Source organism: Serratia sp. CoH_134_PS_4 (assembly GCF_058190535.1).
Window position 1 is genome coordinate 33,930 of the sequence record NZ_JBXWKI010000012.1, and the last position, 15,843, is coordinate 49,772.

17 protein-coding genes are annotated in these 15,843 nt (G+C 52.8%); 12 read left to right on the forward strand and 5 right to left on the reverse strand.

Annotated elements, in window-relative coordinates; genetic code table 11:
• Nucleotides 1-134: 134 nt before the first annotated feature.
• Complete coding sequence (eco, locus tag AC2FCQ_RS18165) at nt 135-647, forward strand: serine protease inhibitor ecotin (protein ID WP_209632508.1); 513 nt, start codon at nt 135-137, stop codon at nt 645-647.
• Nucleotides 648-908: 261 nt separating this feature from the next.
• The gene (locus AC2FCQ_RS18170; RefSeq protein ID WP_490308754.1) at nt 909-1,877 is read left to right on the forward strand and encodes a threonine ammonia-lyase; all 969 of its coding nucleotides are present in this window, start codon (nt 909-911) and stop codon (nt 1,875-1,877) included.
• 228 nt (nt 1,878-2,105) lie between these two features.
• Here the strand turns inward: AC2FCQ_RS18170 and AC2FCQ_RS18175 are convergent, their stop codons facing one another.
• Complete coding sequence (locus AC2FCQ_RS18175) at nt 2,106-3,794, reverse strand: aspartate:alanine antiporter (protein WP_209632510.1); 1,689 nt, start codon at nt 3,792-3,794, stop codon at nt 2,106-2,108.
• Nucleotides 3,795-4,108: 314 nt separating this feature from the next.
• Between AC2FCQ_RS18175 and AC2FCQ_RS18180 the strand changes: the two genes are divergently transcribed.
• Nucleotides 4,109-4,498 (forward strand): inner membrane protein YbjM, encoded by a 390-nt coding sequence (locus tag AC2FCQ_RS18180; RefSeq protein ID WP_265555233.1) that lies wholly within the window; start codon nt 4,109-4,111, stop codon nt 4,496-4,498.
• Nucleotides 4,499-4,540: 42 nt separating this feature from the next.
• Here the strand turns inward: AC2FCQ_RS18180 and AC2FCQ_RS18185 are convergent, their stop codons facing one another.
• Nucleotides 4,541-4,804 (reverse strand): GrxA family glutaredoxin, encoded by a 264-nt coding sequence (locus AC2FCQ_RS18185; protein WP_012006074.1) that lies wholly within the window; start codon nt 4,802-4,804, stop codon nt 4,541-4,543.
• Nucleotides 4,805-5,045: 241 nt separating this feature from the next.
• On the opposite strand from AC2FCQ_RS18185, the gene AC2FCQ_RS18190 reads away from it, so the two are divergent.
• From AC2FCQ_RS18190 to rlmC, 9 genes are all read left to right on the forward strand, one after another.
• The gene (locus AC2FCQ_RS18190) at nt 5,046-5,360 is read left to right on the forward strand and encodes a YbjC family protein (protein ID WP_265555227.1); all 315 of its coding nucleotides are present in this window, start codon (nt 5,046-5,048) and stop codon (nt 5,358-5,360) included.
• A gap of 57 nt (nt 5,361-5,417) precedes the next feature.
• Nucleotides 5,418-6,320 (forward strand): 30S ribosomal protein S6--L-glutamate ligase, encoded by a 903-nt coding sequence (gene rimK / locus AC2FCQ_RS18195; protein WP_209632513.1) that lies wholly within the window; start codon nt 5,418-5,420, stop codon nt 6,318-6,320.
• 160 nt (nt 6,321-6,480) lie between these two features.
• Nucleotides 6,481-6,960 carry a type III secretion system chaperone family protein gene (locus AC2FCQ_RS18200; protein WP_209632514.1) on the forward strand — a complete coding sequence of 160 codons (480 nt, stop codon included), beginning with the start codon at nt 6,481-6,483 and terminating at the stop codon, nt 6,958-6,960.
• A 407-nt stretch (nt 6,961-7,367) separates the two neighbouring features.
• Nucleotides 7,368-8,477, forward strand: a complete 1,110-nt coding sequence (gene potF / locus AC2FCQ_RS18205; protein WP_209632515.1) for a spermidine/putrescine ABC transporter substrate-binding protein PotF — start codon at nt 7,368-7,370, stop codon at nt 8,475-8,477.
• 138 nt (nt 8,478-8,615) lie between these two features.
• Nucleotides 8,616-9,749 (forward strand): putrescine ABC transporter ATP-binding subunit PotG, encoded by a 1,134-nt coding sequence (gene potG, locus AC2FCQ_RS18210; RefSeq protein WP_209632516.1) that lies wholly within the window; start codon nt 8,616-8,618, stop codon nt 9,747-9,749.
• Between the two features lie 19 nt (nt 9,750-9,768).
• Nucleotides 9,769-10,734, forward strand: a complete 966-nt coding sequence (gene potH / locus AC2FCQ_RS18215; protein WP_209632517.1) for a putrescine ABC transporter permease PotH — start codon at nt 9,769-9,771, stop codon at nt 10,732-10,734.
• Entirely contained in the window at nt 10,731-11,576 is an 846-nt protein-coding gene (potI, locus tag AC2FCQ_RS18220; protein ID WP_209632518.1) for a putrescine ABC transporter permease PotI, read from the forward strand. The genes potH and potI overlap by 4 nt, the downstream gene beginning before the upstream one ends.
• Nucleotides 11,577-11,729: 153 nt before the next feature.
• Nucleotides 11,730-12,209 (forward strand): YbjO family protein, encoded by a 480-nt coding sequence (locus AC2FCQ_RS18225; protein WP_209632519.1) that lies wholly within the window; start codon nt 11,730-11,732, stop codon nt 12,207-12,209.
• A gap of 127 nt (nt 12,210-12,336) precedes the next feature.
• Nucleotides 12,337-13,464, forward strand: coding sequence for a 23S rRNA (uracil(747)-C(5))-methyltransferase RlmC (gene rlmC / locus AC2FCQ_RS18230; RefSeq protein ID WP_209632520.1), 1,128 nt, complete (start codon nt 12,337-12,339; stop codon nt 13,462-13,464).
• A gap of 47 nt (nt 13,465-13,511) precedes the next feature.
• Here rlmC and artJ read toward each other — a convergent pair whose 3' ends face one another.
• The 3 genes from artJ to artQ all read right to left on the reverse strand — a co-directional run bounded on the left by artJ (nt 13,512) and on the right by artQ (nt 15,839).
• Nucleotides 13,512-14,246, reverse strand: coding sequence for an arginine ABC transporter substrate-binding protein (gene artJ, locus AC2FCQ_RS18235; RefSeq protein WP_490308753.1), 735 nt, complete (start codon nt 14,244-14,246; stop codon nt 13,512-13,514).
• A 208-nt stretch (nt 14,247-14,454) separates the two neighbouring features.
• A complete protein-coding gene (artM, locus tag AC2FCQ_RS18240; RefSeq protein ID WP_209632522.1) occupies nt 14,455-15,123 on the reverse strand; it encodes an arginine ABC transporter permease ArtM in 669 nt (222 codons plus the stop codon).
• Nucleotides 15,123-15,839, reverse strand: a complete 717-nt coding sequence (gene artQ / locus AC2FCQ_RS18245) for an arginine ABC transporter permease ArtQ (RefSeq protein ID WP_209632523.1) — start codon at nt 15,837-15,839, stop codon at nt 15,123-15,125. Before artQ ends, artM begins: the two co-directional genes overlap by 1 nt.
• Nucleotides 15,840-15,843 lie beyond the last annotated feature (4 nt).

The window sequence follows — 15,843 nt, forward strand, 5'->3', positions numbered from 1 at the left end:
ATCCCAGACAATGGTCACTGGTGGGTTTTTGTCACTGACCATTGCACATTGTAAAGAAGATTAAACTACTGGCGGGCTTGTCGGTAGTGTATTAGTTTATGAGCGGTGAGTTTAATAAATTGTAGGGATAAAACATGAACAAGGTATCTGTCGTATTTTCCGGCCTGCTGATGGCCGTTTCTGCCAGCGCCATTGCTGCCACCTCTCCCGAAGACACCGATATCAGCAAACAGCCGCTCGAGAAGGTCGCGCCATATCCGAAGGCTGAGAAAGGCATGAACCGTCAGGTCATTTACCTGCCGAAGCAGGAACATGAAGAAAATTTCAAAGTGGAACTGCTGATCGGAAAAACGCTGGAAGTGGACTGTAACCACCACATGATCGGCGGCACGCTGGAAAGCAAAACGCTTTCTGGTTGGGGCTACGACTACCTGGTATTGGAAAAACTGTCTGAGCCAGCGTCAACCATGATGGGTTGCCCAGATAACACCAAACAACAGAAATTTATCGCCGCCAACCTTGGTGACGCTGCCATGCAACGCTACAACAGCCGCTTGCCAATCGTGGTCTACGTGCCGAAAGATGTGGAAGTGAAATACCGCGTATGGAAAGCGGAAGACACCGTGAGCAAAGCAGAGCAGAAGTAATATCGATGTGAGCTAATCATTAGCTCGGCTAAGTAATTTCCAGAAAAAGGCCCGTCTTGGGAGTGCATTGTGCCGTTGGCAATGGCCCCCCTGGCGGGCTTTTTTTTGCTTATCGCACCCTGGTGCGAAGCCATAGAAAACGGCAGTAAAAGCCTGTAGTTTGGTGTCGATAAAAAAGGCAGGAGTCTACCGTAAGGCACAGAAAAACACGGTTAGCTTTATGCCTACTTACAACAGTAACATCCACCTGACTGGGCAAACATGACAAAATTAATTGAATTTAACGCCATCGTTGAAGCAGCAGAACGTTTATCTGGGAAGATTATTCGGACGCCAGCCATACCCGGTTCGAAACTGGCCGAAAAAATTCAAAGGCCAGTCTTTCTGAAACTGGAAAACACCCAGCTTGGTGGCTCTTTTAAGGCGCGGGGGGTGCTAAATAAGTTTTTGAAGCTGGCAGACAATTTCGAAAATAACCGGTTTGTTGCCGTGAGTGGCGGTAATTTTGGTATCGCGATAGCCGAGGCAGCGAAAATTTTTGCCGCTGACGTTACTATCATTATGCCGCCAAGCGCCCCCGCAACGGCTATCGACAGGGTTCGTGAGCTGGGCAGCGTCGTCATTATAGAAACCGATGTTCAGGCTGCGTTTGAGCGGGCTAAAGCATTGGCCAATGAAGGATATGTCGTCATCGATGATTGTAACGATTCGTTGATAGCTGAAGGGCATGGAACGCTCGCGCTTGAATTTATTGCCGATTGTCCTGAGTTGACCGATGTTTTTATTGCCGTTGGTGGTGGTGGCATGCTGGCGGGAGCGGCCACGGTATTGAAAGCGATTAAGCCCGATATTCGAATTTGGGGTGTTGAAACGCCCGGCGCCAGTTCAATGCATCAGGCACTTCGCGCGGGTAAGCCTGTTAACGTTGAGATTACGTCGATTATTTCTACTCTCGGTGTACCCGTCATTGACGAAATGATGCTTGCCCATGCTCACGCTTATGTTGAGGACATCATTGTGGTATCGGATAAGGCCGCCGTGGAAGGTATGGTTGCGTTTGGCGAAGAGGCGAAGTTATGGGTTGAACTGGCATCTGGAACGCTCATACCTGCCGCTATGTCAATTGCCGCCACGCTGCCCGATAATGCCGTGATTGGGCTTGTCGTATGCGGTGGAAATATATCCCATCAAGATATGAGTAAATGGGTGAGCTACTCGCAAAGTCTCTGATTGATCGCATAAGCGTTTGGGCGATTATTTCAGCCGGTGATTTTCTACAGGCAACAAAAAACCCGATAGTCTTGAACCTAAAAAGGCGGGACTAACGGGCTCCACAAAATGGGGACATCAAAGAAAAGCAGTGGCACTAATTCAGACTACCCCCGGAAAGGAAAGTTCTCACCGGGGATAAAAATTTCAAAATATTTTTGCCACTGATTCATCTTCGTTGCTTATCAGTTAGCCGAAGATCCCCGGCCACAACACCACGATCAGCGAGCCCGCAAGGGTTAACAATACGTTAGCGATAGCGTAGGTCCCTGCATAGCCCAGCGCCGGGATATTGCTGCGCGCGGTGTCGCTGATGATTTCCATTGCCGGTGCGCAGGTACGGGCACCCATAATCGCACCGAACAGCAGGGCGCGGTTCATGCGCAGTACATAGGCACCGAACAGGAAACAGATCACCACGGGCACCAAACTGACGATGAGCCCTGCGATCAGCATCTGGCCACCTACCGCGCCCAGGCTATGGCCGATACCCGCGCCGGCGCTCAGGCCTACGCCGGCCATAAACACCATCAGGCCAAACTCTTTCACCATGTTCAGCGCACCCTGTGGGATATAGCCAAAGGTTGGGTGGTTGGCTCGCAGGAACCCGAGCATGATGCCGGACATCAGCAGGCCGGCAGCATTGCCGATGCCGAATGAGAAGTTGCTGAACTGAATGGTAATCTGGCCAATCAAGAGACCAATGATAAAGAACGCGCAGAATGCCAAAAGGTCGGTCACCTGGCTGTGGATGGAGATAAAGCCAATCTTCTCCGCCACGCTTTTCACCCGGCGTGCGTCGCCGCTGACTTGCAGCACGTCACCTTTATTGAGCACGATGCTGTCATCAATAGGCATTTCAATCTGGCTGCGGATCACTCGGTTAAGGAAGCAGCCGTGATCGGTCAGTTTCAACTGGCTCAGGCGCTTATTTACCGCATTGCTGTTCTTGACCACGATCTCTTCGGTGACGATACGCATGTCCAGCAAATCCCGGTCGAAGACCTCTTTGCCGTTGCGGAAGCTAGGATCCAGCCGTGCATGTGCGTCAGGATAGCCGACCAGCGAAATCTCATCGCCGACTTGAAGCACGGCGTCGCCATCGGGGTTAGCCAAAATGCCGTTACGGCGAATACGTTCGATATAGCAACCGGTCTGGCGATAGATACCCAGCTCGCGCAGGTTTTTGCCATCCGCCCAGGCGACTAATTCCGGCCCAACGCGGTAAGCGCGGATGACCGGCAGGTACACCTTACGTTGGCTGTCCGTGTCCAGGCCGCGTTCACGGGCAATCTGCTGAGCGGAGGTGGAGAGGTCTTGATGTTGTAGCTTGGGCAGGTAACGCGCGCCGAAAATCAGGCTGACCAGACCAATCAGGTAGGTCAGGGCGTAACCGAGGCTCAGATGATCTTGCGCCGCCAGAAGTGCCGGGCCGTTGGTAATGGTATTGCGTAGCGTATCGCCCGCACCCACCAGTACCGGGGTTGAGGTCATAGAACCGGCTAACATACCGGCGGTCAGGCCAATATCCCAATGGAACAGTTTGCCAAGACCAATGGCGATCACCATTGCCGAACCGACCATCACCAGTGCCAACATCAGGTAATTTTTGCCGTCACGGAAAAAAATTGAGAAAAAGTTCGGCCCGGCTTCCACGCCAACACAGAAAATAAACAGCATAAAGCCGAGGTTGAGTGCTTCTGTGTTAATGGCGAAGTGTTGTTGCCCAAGCAGTAACGAAACCACTAAAACGCCAATGGAATTACCGAGTTGAACGGAGCCCAAACGGACTTTACCGAGGCACAGCCCCAGTGCGAGTACCACGAACAGTAACAGGATGTAGTTACCGTTTAACAAACTAGCGACGTTTATGTTCACGTAGGATAACTTATTGTTTACCAGTAAGTGCTTGATATAAATAACTATAAGATATAAATTCAGTCAAAAAGCGACGTCATAAATAACTAACCAGCGGAAGGCGATTCGAACCATCGATCGGCGGCGTTTATTCTAGTCGCAATGGCGCGTGACAGCCAGCATAAAGCTGACTTCCTGCGCCGCCGTACGCATTTAACCCTCTTTAAGCCAAGGAAAAAGTTCAGTTCAGCGTTGCCGGTTTACGGCAAGGCGTCACGGGTTTTGTGGCACTGTTGATTTTTACGGCGTGGTAACGAGGTTAAACGGGAGGCGATGTGGCGAGTGAACGGTATTGGTGGGGGATTTTAAGCTGTTTTCTGCTGTTCAGCCTGGTGTATCTCGGCCAGCAGAGCGGGGCATTCGGCAGTACGGATCATGAACACCAAGGCGAAACGGGCCTGCTGCTGTTCGTGATACCCGGCGTTATCGCCAGCTATTTGTCGAGTAAAAAACGTATTCTCTGCCCGCTGCTGGGAGCGCTATATGCGTTGCCGCTGTGTCTCATCATCCGTCATTTTTGGCTAACGCCGTCCTCTTCGTTCTGGCAGGAACTGGCTTATGCCACCAGCGCGGTATTCTGGTGCGTATTCGGTGCGCTGCTGGCTTTGTTTGTACGCAGTTTGTTGCAAGCCTATCGGCACTGTCATTCCCGTGAACGGCAATAAAAAAAGGCGCTATCCGCGCCTTTTTGTCGTTCTGTTTGAAGCTTACTGGAACAGATTCAGGTTTTCTTTAGCGTAGGCTTCGAAATCGGTGCAGCCGCCGATGTGTTTCTCATCGAGGAAGATCTGCGGTACGGTTTCTACTGGCTTGCCAACGGTTTTTTCCAGATCGGCCTTGGTGATGCCTTCAGCGTGGATATCAACATAACGGAAGTTGAAATCGTCACGTTCTTCAGTCAGTTTTTCCGCCAACTCTTTCGCACGGACACAATAAGGACAGCCTGGGCGCCCGAAGATAACTGCAAACATGCAACACTCCTTAGATTGATATTTAAATATGTAATCGCAACTGCAATGACATTCTGTCAGTCCAAAAAGACCAAAGCCAAGCATTACCCGCGTTAATGACGGTTACTATGCCCGTTGAGACGGCGAAAAAAAAGCAGGAATTACCTGTTAATCCAATTCATGTAACCGATTAAGCTGTCGGGGCTGTCGCCGCTGGTTGGAATTCACTACACTGGAGGCAGAGCTTTGGGAGAAGAAAAATATGCGTTCATTCGGTGACTTACCGCGTCCCGTGCTGGTGTTGGAAGGCCTGGGGATGCTGTTGTTGGTGCTGGCTTATCTGAGCATTCACAATCATGTCCAACTTCCGGGGTGGTTGGCGTCGCCACAGGCGGCGGTAGGCATGATCTTTCTCGGTGTAGCGCTGATGGTACCTGCCGCCGCATTTCTGGTCTGGCGCGTGGTGCAAGGCTTTGGCCCATTGATGCGCGGTGGCGAACCACCGCAAAACGATCGCCGCAAACCCGAAGTGAAACCTATGCCAGATGATAAAAACGATCGTGAGCCGCGTGTCTGAGTGACCGCCGTCGGTGATATGCCTGTCTGACAGGTGATTGTCTTTTTGGGGTGACGAGTGAAAATTGCCATTCTTTCGCGCGATGGAACGCTGTATTCGTGCAAGCGCTTGGTGGAGGCGGCTGAACAGCGCGGCCACTGCATTGATATTATCGATCCGCTCTCCTGTTACATGAACATTAATCCGGCTGCGCCCACTATCCATTATCGTGGTCGTCAGTTAGAGCGTTATGACGCCGTCATCCCCCGCATCGGATCCGCCATGACCTTTTACGGCACTGCGGTACTGCGTCAGTTTGAACTGTTGGGCAGCTACCCGCTGAATGAGTCGGTGGCCATTACCCGTGCGCGCGACAAGCTGCGTTCTTTGCAATTGCTGGCACGCCAAGGCATAGACCTGCCGATCACCGGTTTTGCGCATTCGCCGGACGATACCGGTGATTTGATTGAACTGGTCGGCGGCGCCCCGTTAGTGGTCAAACTGGTAGAAGGTACGCAGGGTATCGGTGTGGTGCTGGCGGAAACACGCCAAGCCGCGGAAAGCGTTATTGATGCATTCCGCGGCCTTAACGCTCATATCCTGGTGCAAGAATATATCCGCGAAGCGCAGGGCTGCGACGTGCGCTGTTTGGTCGTCGGCGGCAAGGTGGTAGCCGCCATCGAACGGCAGGCAAAGCCCGGCGAGTTCCGTTCTAATCTGCATCGCGGCGGCACGGCCCGCAAAGTGGTTATCACAGCCAAAGAGAGGGCGATGGCGGTGAAGGCGGCCACCACGCTGGGATTGGATGTTGCCGGGGTTGATATCTTGCGCGCGGACCGTGGCCCATTGGTAATGGAGGTCAACGCTTCACCGGGTCTGGAAGGGGTTGAAAGCACGACGGGATTGGATATTGCAGGCATGATGATCGAGTATATCGAACAGCGTGGCAGACCGGGTTTCCGCCTGAAGTCGGGGGGGTAGGACACCGAACAGAATAGGCTTCTCTGCACGCGGTAACACGCCTTTTTCTCTGCCATATTTGCCCTAATAGCGAATTAAGCCGCATTGATCGTGGCATAGCGGGGCAATATTCCGTAAGCTATGCGCCTTTTCGTGTTTTGAATATTGTGAGGCTGGTATTATGGATTCACTCATTGTCCCTGATTTGGCGTTGTTGCGACGCTGGCTGGATCAATCGGGCATTTCATTCTTTGAGTGCGATTCTTGCCAGGCGCTGCACCTGCCGCACATGCAAAACTTCGACGGCGTTTTCGACGCCAAACTCGATCTGGTTGATAACGTGCTCCTGTTCTCCGCGCTGGCCGAAGTGAAGCCGACGGCGCTGATCCCGCTGGTGGCGGATCTGAGCCAAATCAACGCCAGTTCGCTGACCATCAAAGCTTTTGTTGATATCCAGGACGATAACCTGCCGAAGTTGATCGTTTGTCAGGCGCTGAGCATCGCCGTTGGCGTCACGCTGGAACAGTTCACCCACTTTATGCAGCAGGGTGAAGAACAAATCTCAATGGTCATCCTCGAAGCGCGGGCGAACGATCTGCTGTTTATGGGTGACGAAGAAGAGAACCCGGCTGCGGCTGACCGCCACCCAATGCTGCACTGATCCCCACTGTACATTATGTGTGCCGCCTCTCTGGCGGCATGCTGCCGTTATTCCCTCCTGCAATAATATATTCTGCGTTTCACCCTCTGTTGCCAGATATTCCTCGCCGTTTATGCCATTAATGGCGTATCACATAGAGAGAAACTGCATAAAAAATCGATAAAAACCGGTTTTAACCCCGGAGGCTGGTGCGTTTTGGCAACAGGGGTTATGCTGCTGATTCTGCTAAGGGCTTGCGATTCTCCAGGTGACCATGCGGGCGGGGCAGTTGAAAAAGGTACATGCAATCAACTGCATAGCCATTCAATCCGCGGTTGCAACTATTGCGCTCGATCAGGAAAGGTTTTGTATCGATTCCGATACAAGTTCAATTCTATGATTCACCCCTGTTTTGGAGGTAGTTACGGATGGTCACCCAACGTAAAAAGTGGTTATCGGGTGTTGTTGCTGGCCTGCTGATGGCCGCGTCCGTCACAGCGTCAGCCGAGGAAAAAACGCTGCACGTCTATAACTGGTCCGACTATATTGCGCCGGACACCTTAGCTAAATTCCAAAAAGAAACCGGTATTAAGGTCGTGTATGACGTCTTTGACTCCAACGAAGTGTTGGAAGGCAAGCTGATGGCAGGCAGCACCGGTTATGATTTGGTCGTACCTTCATCCAATTTCCTCGAACGTCAGTCGCAAGCAGGCATTTTTGAGCCGCTCGACAAGAGCAAAATACCGAACTACAAAAACCTTGATCCAGAGATGCTGAAGCTGGTGGCGCATAACGACAAGGATAACAAGTACGGCATCCCTTACATGATGGTGACCACCGGTATCGGCTATAACGTTGATAAGGTCAAAGCGGTGTTGGGCAAAGATGCACCGGTCAACAGTTGGGATCTGATCCTTAAACCGGAAAATCTCGAGAAGCTAAAAAGTTGTGGGGTTTCCTTCCTGGATGCGCCAAGCGAAGTTTACGCTACCGTACTGCATTATCTGGGCAAAGATCCTAACAGCACCAACGCTGCGGATTACACCGGTGCGGCAAACGATCTGCTGCTCAAGCTGCGCCCGAACATCCGCTATTTCCATTCTTCCCAGTACATCAACGATCTGGCGAACGGGGATATCTGTGTCGCGATCGGCTGGTCCGGTGACGTCATGCAAGCCGCCAACCGTGCCAAAGAGGCGAAGAACGGCGTGAACATTGCTTACGCCATTCCGAAAGAAGGCGCGCTGACCTACTTTGATATGTTTGCCATGCCGGCAGATGCCAAAAGTAAAGATGCTGCTTATCAGTTCCTGAATTTCTTGCTGAAACCGGACATCATGGCGGATATCAGCAACCACGTTTACTACGCCAATGCGGTCAAGGACTCTACGCCGCTGGTGAACGCCGAGGTGCGTGATAACCCGAACGTGTATCCGCCAGCGGATATTCGCGCCAAGCTGTTCACGTTGAACGTACAGTCGCCGAAACTGGACCGCGTCATTACCCGTGCCTGGACTAAAGTTAAAAGCGGGAAGTAATACTCAGGGCCCAGTATATCGGGCCCGGTTTTCCCTGTTGTTTTGACCAGCAGGCGGGTGTTTCCCGCCTCGTTGCCATTTTGGGCCATGGCAATCGCCGTGGTTTTTTGTCCTGTTTTGCACCGGAGAGCACCCCGATTGAACGACGTCATCCCTCGTCCTCAAGCCAAGTCGCAGAAGGTTTTCACCCCTCTGCTGGAAATCCGTAACCTCACCAAAACCTTTGATGGCCAAAACGCGGTCGAAGACGTCAGCCTGACCATCTATAAAGGCGAAATATTTGCATTATTGGGCCCTTCGGGCTGCGGCAAGTCGACGCTGCTACGTATGCTGGCCGGCTTTGAACAGCCGACGGAAGGGCAAATAGTGCTCGATGGGCAGGATATGTCGCACGTGCCACCTTACCAGCGGCCGATCAACATGATGTTCCAGTCCTACGCGCTGTTCCCGCACATGACGGTAGAGCAAAACATCGCCTTTGGCCTGAAGCAGGACAAAATGCCTCGTGCGGAAATCGCCGGCCGGGTCGCCGAAATGTTGTCGTTGGTGCATATGCAGGAGTTCGCCAAACGTAAGCCTCACCAACTCTCCGGTGGTCAACGTCAACGCGTGGCCCTGGCACGTAGCCTGGCGAAACGACCAAAGCTGCTGCTACTCGACGAACCTATGGGGGCGCTGGATAAAAAGCTGCGCGATCGGATGCAGCTGGAAGTGACGGACATTCTTGAGCGTGTCGGAGTGACCTGCGTAATGGTGACGCACGATCAAGAAGAAGCCATGACCATGGCAGGCCGTATAGCCATTATGAACCGCGGTAAATTTGTGCAGATTGGCGAGCCGGAAGAGATCTACGAGCACCCGAACAGCCGCTTTAGCGCGGAGTTCATCGGCTCGGTCAACGTATTTGACTGTGTGCTGCAAGAGCGCCATGACGATGCCTTGATCCTGCAAAGCCCCGGCTTGCGTCACGCGATCAAGGTTGACTCTGATGCCTCGGTGGTAGACGGCGTACCGATCCAGGTCGCGCTGAGACCAGAAAAAATTATGCTGTGCGAAGACGTACCGCAAGATGGCTGCAACTTTGCCGTAGGTGAGGTTGTGCACATCGCCTATCTCGGTGATTTGTCTATCTATCACGTGAAATTACTCAGCGGCCAGATGATCAGCGCCCAGTTGCAGAACGGCCATCGTTTCCGCAAAGGGATGCCGACCTGGGGTGATGAAGTGCGTCTGTGCTGGGAAGCCGACAGCTGTGTCGTGTTGACGGTGTAGAAGGTGGGGAATAATCATTATGACAATGCTTGCTGAACGCACGCCGCCGGAACCGCCGGCGAAAACGCCCGGTCCATTGAAAGCGCTGTTCCAGCGCCTGCAGATGGCCCATGGCCGCAAGCTGGTAATTGCGGTGCCGCTGCTGTGGCTGACGTTATTATTCCTGCTGCCGTTCCTGATTGTGTTCAAGATAAGCCTGGCAGAACTGGCGCTTGCCGTTCCACCCTATACTGACTTGATGAGTTGGGCAGAGGGTAAGCTGGATATTGCACTCAACTTTGCCAATTACCTGCAACTGACCGACGACCCGCTGTATGTGGATGCTTATTTGCAATCGTTGCAGGTAGCGGCGGTGTCGACCCTGTGCTGCTTAATCATCGGCTATCCGTTGGCGTGGGCAGTGGCACACAGCAAATCGTCAACCCGCAATATATTGCTGCTGCTGGTGATCTTGCCGTCGTGGACCTCGTTTTTAATCCGGGTTTATGCCTGGATGGGCATCTTGAAAAACAACGGTATTCTTAACAACTTCCTGTTGTGGTTGGGTGTCATTGATCATCCACTGGTGATTTTGCACACCAATTTGGCGGTGTATATCGGCGTTGTGTATTCCTATCTGCCGTTTATGGTGTTGCCGATTTATACCGCGTTGACAAGGTTGGATTACTCGTTGGTGGAGGCTTCCCTCGATCTGGGGGCCAAACCGTTGAAAACCTTTTTCAGCGTGATTATGCCGTTGACGCGTGGCGGCATTATTGCCGGCTCGATGCTGGTGTTTATCCCTGCGGTCGGCGAATTTGTCATTCCTGAACTGCTGGGCGGACCCGACAGTATTATGATTGGCCGGGTACTGTGGCAGGAGTTCTTTAATAACCGCGACTGGCCGGTGGCCTCGGCGGTTGCTACCGTTATGCTGTTGCTGTTGATAGTGCCAATTCTCTGGTTCCACAAGCACCAGAACAAGGAAATGGGGGGGCAGGGATGAACAATTTGCCGGTAGTTCGTTCACCATGGCGCATTGCTATTTTGGTCATTGGTTTTACATTTTTGTATGCACCGATGCTGATGCTGGTGGTTTACTCGTTCAACAGTTCCAAGCTGGTGACGGTGTGGGCAGGCTGGTCGACGCGGTGGTATGTTGAGCTGTTCCATGATTCAGCGATGATCAGTGCCGTCGGGCTAAGCTTGACGATTGCTGCTGCCTCGGCGACCGCCGCCGTGGTGCTTGGCGCTCTGGCTGCCGTGGTTATGGTGCGTTTTGGCCGTTTCCGCGGTTCAACCGGTTTTGCCTTTATGCTGACAGCCCCTTTGGTTATGCCGGACGTGATCACCGGCCTGTCGTTACTGCTGCTGTTTGTGGCGATGGGGCATGCGTTTGGCTGGCCGTCGGAGCGGGGCATGTTTACCATTTGGCTGGCCCATGTCACTTTCTGTACTGCTTATGTATCCGTGGTGATCAGTTCGCGCTTGCGTGAGTTGGATCGCTCTATCGAAGAAGCCGCCATGGACTTGGGCGCGACGCCGCTGAAAGTGTTCTTTGTGATCACCTTGCCGATGATTGCCCCTGCACTGATCGCCGGTTGGATGTTGGCTTTCACCCTGTCATTGGACGATCTGGTTATCGCCAGCTTTGTCGCCGGGCCGGGTGCCACCACCTTGCCGATGTTGGTGTTCTCCAGCGTACGCATGGGCGTTAACCCAGAAATTAACGCGTTGGCAAGTTTGATTCTGCTGGTGGTTGGGGTTATTGGCTTGATTGCATGGTGGTTTATGGCGCGCTCGGAAAAACAGCGATCGCGCGAATTACAAAAGGCTGCCCGTAGCTGAGTCTGAGCAAACCTGCTATTTTTGCAATAATTGGTATTGCAATTGATTACCTGACTTTATATACGCCGTTTGAATAGCCCCAATCAAGGTTAATTGCCGCGTTATGAGCGGTAGTTTGAAAGGGGCAGTGGCGTTTCGTTACGGAACATGGACATGTCAGACATGCTGAACAGCAGGCAGGGAATGGGAACGACTTCAGATGCGCCAGTACCGGTGATGGTTGCAGGTACCGCGATGGTCGCTATCAAATGCGTCAGCGTGCTGTTGCTGTTAGGTGAGCTCGGCGTCGACGGCGCGCAGGAGTTTGTCAGCACCAGTGCGCAGGCCTGGGATTCCACCTTGATCTTTCTGGCGGGTTTGTTACTGCTGTGTCTGCAAATCAGTTGTGGTTTCGCAGTGATGCGTGGCCGCAATTGGGGACGTTGGATCTATGTCATCTGTCAGTGTGTTGTGGTCGGCTATTTGCTGCTCGCCACCATTGGCAGCTTTCTGCCGGAAGTATTTACCGTTGAGGGTGAAAGCAGTGGGCAGATCCTGCACGAACTGATCCTGCAAAAAATCCCTGATGTTGTCATTCTGGCATTGCTGTTTATCCCTGCGGCCAGCCGCCGGTTTTTCGCTGCACGTCATTGAGGTTTCATACCCGGCGCTTTCCAAACCGTCACGTTGCTGGCGGCAACTTGAAAGCTATAGGGTATAGCGGCGCAGAGTGTTAAACTCTGCGCCCTTAATTCTTCATCCTGAACCTAGAGTACTTTTCATGCATTGCGCTTTGTATACGGCGGGCACTTGCCGTTCCTGTCAGTGGCTGGAAAAGCCTTACCCGCAGCAACTGACAGACAAACAGCACCATCTGCAATCACTGCTGACTGGCCGTGATGTCGCACAGTGGCTGGAGCCGATTGCCGGCAAGCAGAGCGCATTTCGCAACAAAGCCAAAATGGTGGTCAGTGGCAGCGTAGAACGCCCGTTGCTCGGCATGTTGCATCGTGATGGCACTCCGGTTGATCTCAGCGCTTGTCCGCTTTACCCCGCCAGTTTTGCCCCAATGTTTGACGTGCTGAAAAGCTTTATCGCTCGGGCCGGTCTGACGCCTTACAACGTCGCACGTAAGCGCGGCGAGCTAAAATATCTGTTGTTAACTGAAAGCACCCATAGCGGAGGCGTGATGCTGCGCTTTGTGCTGCGTTCAGAGACGAAACTGGCGCAGTTACGTGCTGCCCTGCCGTGGTTAAGGCAACAGCTGCCGCAGCTCAGGGTGATCTCTGCCAATATTCAGCCGGTGCATATGGCGATTATGGAGGGGGAGCGTGAAATCCCGTTGACAGAGTTGCAGGCGTTGGAAGAGCAGTTTAATCAGGTGCCGTTGTATATTCGTCCGCAAAGTTTCTTCCAGACCAATCCGCAGGTGGCTGCCGACCTGTATGCCACAGCCCGCGACTGGGTGCGCGCATTAGGCATCAACAGCATGTGGGATCTGTTCTGCGGTGTGGGGGGCTTTGGTCTGCACTGCGCGCAGCCGGAAACACGTTTGACGGGGATCGAGATCAGCGCAGAAGCGATTGCCTGTGCGCGCCAGTCGGCGAACGCCCTGGGTTTGCAACATGTTGATTTTCAGGCACTGGATTCAACGCAGTTCGCCACCGCTGAAGGCCGTGTACCGCAACTGGTATTGGTCAATCCGCCGCGACGTGGCATTGGCAAGGCATTGTGTGACTATTTAAACCTGATGGCGCCAGGCTATATTTTGTATTCGAGCTGCAACGCCGAGACGATGGCGAAAGACATTGAGATGTTGCCGGATTACCGCATTGAACGCGTGCAACTGTTCGATATGTTCCCCCATACCGCCCATTACGAAGTGCTGACGCTGCTGGTACGCCATTAAAGAGCGTTGTGGGGACAGGGCGTGTTATGCCACGCCCTGGAAAGATCTTACTGCGGGAACCACTTATCGTTGATGACTTTGTAAGTGCCGTCAGCCTTGATGGCGTCCAGTGCGGCATTCAGCTTGGCCAACAACGCCTGGTTGTCCGGGCGTACGGCAATGCCCAGACCGGTACCGAAGTATTGTACATCGGTAACGTGCTCACCGACCGGTGCCAATTGCGGGCTGTTCTTCAACCATTCATTCACTACCGCAGTATCACCAAATACGCCGTCGATACGGCCGTTTTTGAGTTCGAGAATGGCATTCTGGTAGCTGTCGTAAGAGACGGTGTTAATCTCTGGGTGCTTATCCTGCATGTATTTCTGATGGGTAGTGCCGTTCTCCATGCCGATCTTTTTGCCTTTCAAATCTGCCAGCGAGCTGAATTTGCCTTTTTGGGCAATCACAATCGCTGAGTTGGCATAATAGGGTTGAGTGAAGGCAACTTGCTTGCTGCGTTCTGGCGTGATGTCCATACCGGAGATCACCGCATCGTATTTTTTGAATTTCAGCGCAGCGATCAGGCTGTCGAACGCCTGGTTGGTGAAGGTGCATTCAGCCTTCATTTGTTTGCATAATGCGTTAGCCAGGTCGATATCAAAACCCACAATTTTGTTGCTGGCATCCAGCGATTCGAACGGAGGATAGGTGGCTGAAGAGGCAAAGCGAATGGTCTCTGCGGCACTGGCGTTAAAGGCAATACCAGCGAGTACTGTGGCGGCCAGTAATAGTTTTTTCATGCGTAAAGCTCCTGTCTGTAAGCCTGCGTTTTTTATGTCGTCGCCGCTTGATTTTACTGACAATAACCCAAAGGTTTTGGCGGCTGTTGGTTGGCATTTACCCTGCCATTTAATGAATTAATATGCAATATAAATGATTAAAAAATTATCGAGAGGCATAAAAAAGCCCTGCGCAGTGGCAGGGCGTTGAGACGGCCTTTCAGCATGCTCAGTTGCGGCGCTCAAAGGCCAGCGCCCGGCGCTCGACCAAACGCATCAGTAACGTCAATAGACCATTAACGCACAGATACACCAGCCCGGCAGCACCAAACACCATCACATCGTAGGTACGGCCATACATCAGTTGGCTGTAGCCCATCACTTCCATCAGGGTGATGGTATAGGCCAGTGAGGTACTCTTGAATACCAGCACGACTTCGTTGGAATAAGAGGACAACGCACGTTTAAAGGCAAATGGCAGCAGGATACGCAGCGACTGCGTACGCGACATGCCAAGCGCTTCACAGGATTGCCATTGACCGGCAGGGATTGCGCGTACTGCCCCGTAAAACAGCTGCGTGGTGTAAGCCGCACTGTTCAACGCCAGCGCGACCATCGCACAGAGCCACGGTTGTGACAGTAAGTCCCACAACCAGGGATATTCGCGGATAGCCGGGAACTGCCCTGGGCCGTAGTAGATCAGAAATATCTGCACCAGCAATGGTGTGCCAGTAAACAGCGTGATGTAGATCTTTACCAATGGCGTCAGGATCGGTGTTTTCAGCGTCAGGATCACCGTCAGTAACAGTGACAAAATAAGCGCCACGATCAGTGCAGTGATAGTCAATGTCAGACTGGTGTGCAGCCCTTTGATTATTTCTGGTAAGAACTCAAACATCAGGCTGGCCCCCGCTCAAAACGCGTGGTGCGCAGTTCGATGCGTTTGATGATGTACTGGCTTAACAGGGTAACCACCAAATAGATTGCCGCTGCAATGACGTACCAGGTGAAAGGTTCCTGTGTGCGCGTGGCGATGCTTTTAGTTTGCAGCATCAGATCGTTAACGCTGATCAACGATACCAATGCCGTATCTTTCAGCAACACCAGCCATTGGTTGCCCAAGCCCGGCAACGCGTGGCGCCACATCTGCGGCATGATCAAGCGAAAGAAAATCGCTGTGGTGCTCATCCCCAATGCCTGACCGGATTCCCATTGCCCTTGTGGTACGGCTTTCAGCGCTCCACGCAACGTTTGCGATGCATAGGCGGAATAGAGCAGGGCGAGTGCAATCACACCACACAGGAACGGGCTGACTTCGAAGTTATCAATCGCCAGTTGGACGGGCAGTTGGAACAGGCCAAAATTCAGGGTGAAGCCATCGGACAGCATCAAGAGCAGCTGCGATGAACCGAAATAGATGAACAGCACCACCAGAATTTCCGGCAGGCCGCGCAGCAGGGTGACCCAGGCAGTGCCGAGCCAGCTAACCACTTTCCAGCGTGATGACTCCCAGACGGCAAACAGCATCGCCAGGATCAGCCCAAGGATAAGGGCACAAACGGCAAGGCCGACGGTCATACCGGCGGCGCTTGCTAAAGGTTGAATTTCATTCATCGGG